This window comes from Bacteroides acidifaciens (genome assembly GCF_024623065.1).
Lineage (GTDB): Bacteria > Bacteroidota > Bacteroidia > Bacteroidales > Bacteroidaceae > Bacteroides > Bacteroides acidifaciens.
This window is the reverse complement of sequence record NZ_JANJZR010000060.1, coordinates 21,503-27,819: the sequence shown is the minus strand read 5'-3', so window position 1 is coordinate 27,819 and position 6,317 is coordinate 21,503. Positions and strand designations below refer to the sequence as shown.

Here is a 6,317-nt window from a genome sequence, read left to right as displayed (position 1 = left end):
TGACAAAGCCCTGGCTTGGGAAAGTCGGGGCTTTGTTTATACAAAAAAGAGGATGCATCGTTTCGACACACCCTCTTGTGAACGGACAGCCGCTGGTAGGCGAAAAGGTGGAAACCGTATCTTTAAGTGGGGTTATGACTGTGAAGAGTATATATGGTAATAGAGGTGTTTCGCTGACACGCACGCTTTTCCCTTCTACATCACAGCCAGCTTTTTGTGAGAAATATGAATTGGAGAATGTGACCGAAAATTCACTGACAGTTGAATTTCCTACGAATATTCTTTCTTATCATACGGATGAAGCTAAAGGAGTGGAAGGCAGTTATACATTAACGGCTACTCTTTCATCTCCGCTGAAAGAAGGAACTTTTCAGTTAAAAGCCGGAGAGAAGGCTTGGTTTCAAGTGATTTATGCAGGATATAAAAAGAATGGACGGGTGTTGGTACTGGATGTTGATAAAGAATTTGTTGCACGTCGGGAATTCTTGCAGCAAGTACAGGGCAATCTGGTGCTTGAGACTCCAAGTGATGTGATCAATACAATGTTCTCGTTTGCTAAGATACGCGGTTCGGAAAGTATATTCGATACAAAAGGCGGATATATGCAAAGTCCGGGAGGAGAAGCTTATTACGCGGCTATTTGGGCGAACGACCAGGCAGAATACATCAATCCGTTTTTTCCTTATTTGGGCTATCCGACGGGAAACCGTTCGGCAATGGATTCGTTCACCTTGTTTATGCGTTATATGAATGACGAGTATAAGCCTTTGCCTTCATCTATAATTGCAGAGGGAATAGATTGCTTTGGCGTGGCGGGCGACCGTGGAGATGTGGCGATGGTCGCTTATGGTGCGGCACGTTATGCTTTGGCGTCCGGTAACCGTCACGAGGCGGAAAAATTATGGTCATTGATTGAATGGTGTCTGGAATATTGTGATCGAAAACTGAATGCTGAAGGAGTAGTGGAATCTGACTCCGATGAACTGGAAAACCGTTTCCCTGCGGGGAAAGCCAACTTATGTACCTCTTCATTGTATTATGACGCCCTCATTTCTGCTGTTTATTTGGGAAAAGCACTGAAGAAAGATCGTGAATGTATAAAATCCTATCAGGACAAGGCTGCTGAACTTTATAAAAATATTGATAGATATTTTGCCTATAATGTAGAAGGTTATGAGACATATCGTTATTACGATGGCAATACGGTGCTTCGTTCATGGATTTGTATTCCGTTGACTATGGGAATTTACAATCGGGCAGAGGGTACTGTGTCTGCCCTGTTCTCAGATAAGTTATGGATGGAGAACGGTTTGCTTACTCAATCGGGCACTTCTACGTATTGGGACCGCTCCACGCTCTATGCTTTTCGGGGAGCTTATTCTTGTGGCGCCAGAGAGATAGCTACCGAATATCTGGAAAAATATTCTGTAACCCGTTTGCTGGGCGACCATGTTCCTTATGCGGTAGAAGCATGGCCGGAAGGGAATCAACGCCATCTATCAACAGAAAGCGCTTTATATTGCCGTATTATGACAGAAGGCTTGTTTGGCATACGTCCCATTGCGCTGGATGCTTTCAAACTGACGCCGCAACTTCCGGAAACTTGGAATACAATGTCTTTGAAACGCATTTGTGCATTTAGTACAACATTTGATATTGAAGTGAAACGTAATAAGGACAACGCATTACTGGTTCTGATAAAAAAGGATGATAAGATTATAGAAAAATACAAGGTTGGGAATGGGAAGCCAATCGAAGTGCGTATTAAATGAACAGAACAAGCAATGCGGACTATTTTTGCAGTAAATGTTGTTAACTGATTAAATATGCTATTATATGAAGAATCTATTTATCGTATTTTTTTGTCTGGTATCAGCTCTGACTATAAAGGTAAGCGGACAAGAAAGTTTGTGGAAAATACAGGCTACTGATTATTACGGAACTTATTTTGGAGCAGCAGTAGCGAATGGCGGTATCGGTATCTTGCCGTGGAAAGAACCTTTCTCTGTTCGTCATGTCATGTTGAATCATGTATTTGATGCTGCCGCTCCTCAAGACGTGAGCCGTGTGTTGCGAGGAATCAACCCGTTCAATTTGCAAATGCAGATTGACGGACAGAGAGTGAGTGGTGATAATATTTCGGGGTGGGGACAGTGCATAGATATGAAAGCCGCCACGCACGATACACATTTTACTTATGGTGGAAAAGCGGATATCTCTTATAGTATCTGTGCCTTGAGGAATATACCTTATGCGGGACTGGTGCGTGTAGAGGTGGCTGCATTGGAAGATATGTATTTATCAGTGGAAAATCCCATTGAAGTACCTGATGAATATAAGAATCCCGGTTCGAAACAAGTGAGTGTGAATGTCGATGGAAACGAACTGAAAATAGTACGTACCTGGGCTTTATCCAAATACCGTGAACAGAAAGTATCAGCTTCTTCCGCTTTTATTTATGATAAGAATCCAAACTTGCAACAACAATCTGACGGAACCAGTCGAATCTCTATTTCATTAAAAAAAGGAGAAAAATTTTCTTTCGCTTTATTAGGCTCTGTCTGTACCGGACGTGATTTTATAGACCCGTATAATGAATCGGACCGTGAAGTGATTTATGGTGCGAAAGAAGGTTTGAACCGCCTGATGAATGGACATCGGAAACTTTGGAATGAGCTGTGGGAAGGAGATATTATGATTGAGGGAGATGACGAGGCGCAGCGTGCCGTACGTTTTGCTCTTTATAATCTTTACTCTAATGCACGCAAAGGAAGCCGCCTGAGTATTTCTCCTTTCGGGCTTTCTGCCCAAGGATATAACGGGCATATTTTCTGGGATACCGAGTTCTGGATGTATCCGCCTATGCTTTTCATGAATCAGGGCATTGCAAGGACAATGATGGATTATCGTACTGACAGACTGGAAGCCGCTTGTCAGAGGGCATTGAGCTATGGGTATGATGGAGCTATGTTTCCTTGGGAAAGTGATGATGCCGGAGAAGAGTCATGTCCGACTTGGGCATTGACCGGAACTTTTGAACATCATATCACTGCTGATATTGCTATCGCAGCCTGGAATTACTACTGTATGAGTGGTGATAAACGGTGGTTGCGAGAAGAAGGTTTCCCTTTGATGGAGAAAGTGGCGGAATTTTGGGTAAGTCGTGTAGAAAAGAATGAGGATGGTTCTTATTCGATTCGCAATGTGGTGTGTGCCGATGAATATGCTGAAGGGGTGGATGATAATGCATTTACCAATGGTGCCGCTATGCGTGCTTTGCAAGATGCTGCTAAAGCTGCTGTGGTATGCGGTGTTAAGGCACCTGCAATCTGGAAAGAGATAGCCTCGAAGTTACGGCTCCCGAAATTCGAGAGTGGAGTGACTATGGAGTATGAAGGCTATAATGGGCAGACAATAAAACAAGCGGATGCCAATTTGCTGGTATATCCATTAAATCTGATAACCCGTCCTGAAGAAATCCGTAAGGACTTGGAGTATTATGAAGATAAAATAGATAAAACTGGACCGGCAATGTCTTTCTCTGTGTTGGCTTTGCAATATGCACGCCTTGGCGAAGGCGATAAAGCTTATGACTTGTTTGTGCAAAGTTTCCGTCCTAACCAGTTACCCCCGTTTGGTGTTATTTCCGAAGGTGCAGGAGGTACGAATCCTTATTTTGTAACTGGTGCGGGAGGACTTTTACAAACTGTCATTAATGGATTTTGTGGTTTGGAAGTTACAGATAATGGCATCAAGCAGCTTTTCTCAAAATTGCCGAAACATTGGAAGAAATTAACAATAACGGGAGTGGGACCGGATAGAAAGACTTATGTCCGGATGCAAAAATAACATTGTTAAATCCTAGTGTAATGAGTATATATGTCTAGCGTGGTGGGCATATATATTCATTGCGATAGCCATATATATCTATTGCAGTATACATATATACACACTGTATGAAACATTACGCATTGATTTTTACTTTCATTTGGCTCGATTGAGACTAAACTTTCATTTATTGACCTGTTTTTAATATCTAAAATAAGTGTAAACCCCTATTTTTGCTGCAGTAATAACTTAGTATTAACACAGAACCAGTATCCTTTACTGATTCATATAATTAGGTTTGCATGAATTTTAAATGTTTGTTTTGCGGGGCGCTTATTACACTGTATGTCGGAGTTGCTGAAGCTGTCAACTATGTTCCGGAAAATATTTCAGCGTCTATATCGTTGAAAGTACCGGGAAATGTAGCTAAAAGATATTCACTAGAATTGCAGCAATTGGGGAATGACCGTTCATCCTATTTATTGGAAGCTTCTGAAAGTATTCCGGTTACAATTACTCAAAGGGTGGCAGATGTAAATGGAAAGTTACGGGTAAATGTTTGTATAACAGCATTAGAAGATATTTATTTTAATTATAGCCAACAGTTATCAACAGGCTACCGTCATGATGATTGTCAATTTTATATGCCGGGTTTTTGGTATCGTCGGAATCTCCGTTCTCCTAAGGATGCACCTTCGTTCCATTCCTCAGATAGTTGGTTGGTGCGTGAAGACAGGCTAAGCGCACCGCTTGCAGGTGTTTATTCGGAAAAAGAAAAACACTTTGTGACTGTGAGCCGTATCGATAAGTTTGCAGACGAAGCCTTGAGCACTCATCGGGAAGGAGAAATTATCCTTTCAGGTAAAACATCTCTAGGATTTACCGGATTTGAAAATCAAGACGGAATAACTGCGCTTTCTTTTGGCTTTCCTTATCGTGAAGCTCCCAGAAGTTATATTCGTAAGCTGACATTGGCGCCTGCGGTAGAAGCTTTTCAGTTTCTGAGAAGGGGGGAAACTGTTCTGTTAACGTGGGAGATTCAGGAGAATAAGGCTGATGATTATTCTGATTTCATACGGCATGCATGGGAATATAGTTATGACACTTATGAGCCTAAACCAGTGGATACTCCTTATTCCATAACCGATATGAAGCAAGTTCTTAGTGGATTCTTTATAAGTAGTTTCGTAGAAGGACATCCGTTGGTTTATAATTCGGGAATACATTTAATGACGGAAAATTGCCGGAGTAACGGGCAGGCGGAAGTAGGCTTTATTGGTCGTGTGCTCCTTAATGCATTCAATGCTTGGGAATATGGTTGTCAATTTGATAGGGAGGATTTGAAAGCAAATAGTATGAAAGTGTTTGATAGCTACTTGGAGAACGGCTTTACTCCGGTCGGTTTCTTCAAAGAATTGGTAGATTTTGATAAAGGCTATGAAGAGCCTGTGCATAGTATACGCCGTCAGTCCGAAGGAATCTATGCTATGTTGCACTTTCTTGCTTATGAAAAAGAGAACGGGCGTCGTCATCCCGAATGGGAGCAGAAGATGAAAAACATGCTGGATATACTTTTGCAGTTGCAGCAGGCTGACGGTAGTTTTCCCCGTAAGTTTCGTGATGATTTTACGATAGTCGACAATAGTGGAGGGAGTACTCCTTCGGCTACTTTGCCACTGGTGATGGGATACAAGTATTTCAAAGACAAGCGATATCTCGGCAGTGCTAAGCAGACAGCAGATTATCTGGAGAAAGTATTGATATCTAAGGCTGATTATTTTTCTTCCACACTTGATGCCAACTGCGAAGATAAGGAAGCGTCCCTGTATGCGGCTACGGCTACCTATTATCTTTCATTGATAACCAAAGGAGAGGAGCATCGCCATTATGCAGACCTGACGAAGAAAGCTTCTTATTTTGCCTTGTCATGGTATTATGTATGGGATGTACCTTTTGCACAAGGACAAATGTTGGGAGATATTGGTCTGAAAACCCGCGGTTGGGGCAATGTGTCGGTGGAAAATAACCATATTGATGTATTTGTGTTTGAGTTTGCTTCTGTGTTGCGATGGCTGTCAAAGGAATATGCAGAATCCCGCTTCTCACAATTTGCAGAAGTCATTTCTACTTCTATGCGTCAACTTCTGCCTCATGAGGGACACTTATGCGGAGTGGCTAAGTCTGGTTACTATCCGGAAGTTGTTCAGCACACAAATTGGGATTATGGAAAAAACGGGAAAGGATATTATAATGATATCTTTGCACCGGGTTGGACGGTAGCTTCTTTGTGGGAGTTATTCACACCGGGGCGTGCGGAGTATTTCTTGAAATGACATAAATAGGTCAGAATATATATATTATATATTTTAATTTGATTTTGAACAATTTCTTTTAATTATTGGATTGTTTGTTTTATTACATATTGTGTTGGTTGCCTACTTTTGCTCTCACTTGGTTAGAGATAAAGTATTTATTATGAGATTTTTAAA

General features: G+C 41.6%; 3 protein-coding genes. All 3 read left to right on the top strand.

The window, feature by feature from the left end; genetic code table 11:
• A partial coding sequence (locus NSB03_RS15065) for a hypothetical protein (protein WP_257466486.1) occupies positions 1–1,772 on the top strand: 1,772 nt, incomplete at its 5' end.
• A 64-nt stretch (positions 1,773–1,836) separates the two neighbouring features.
• Positions 1,837–3,849, top strand: a complete 2,013-nt coding sequence (locus NSB03_RS15060) for a kojibiose hydrolase (protein WP_257466485.1) — start codon at positions 1,837–1,839, stop codon at positions 3,847–3,849.
• 281 nt (positions 3,850–4,130) lie between these two features.
• The gene (locus NSB03_RS15055; protein ID WP_257466484.1) at positions 4,131–6,161 is read left to right on the top strand and encodes a hypothetical protein; all 2,031 of its coding nucleotides are present in this window, start codon (positions 4,131–4,133) and stop codon (positions 6,159–6,161) included.
• Positions 6,162–6,317 lie beyond the last annotated feature (156 nt).

Coding starts and splice junctions, on each gene's coding strand:
- NSB03_RS15060 (WP_257466485.1), top strand. CDS start 1,837: ATGAAGAATCTATTTATCGTATTTTTTTGTCTGGTATCAGCTCTGACT.
- NSB03_RS15055 (WP_257466484.1), top strand. CDS start 4,131: ATGAATTTTAAATGTTTGTTTTGCGGGGCGCTTATTACACTGTATGTC.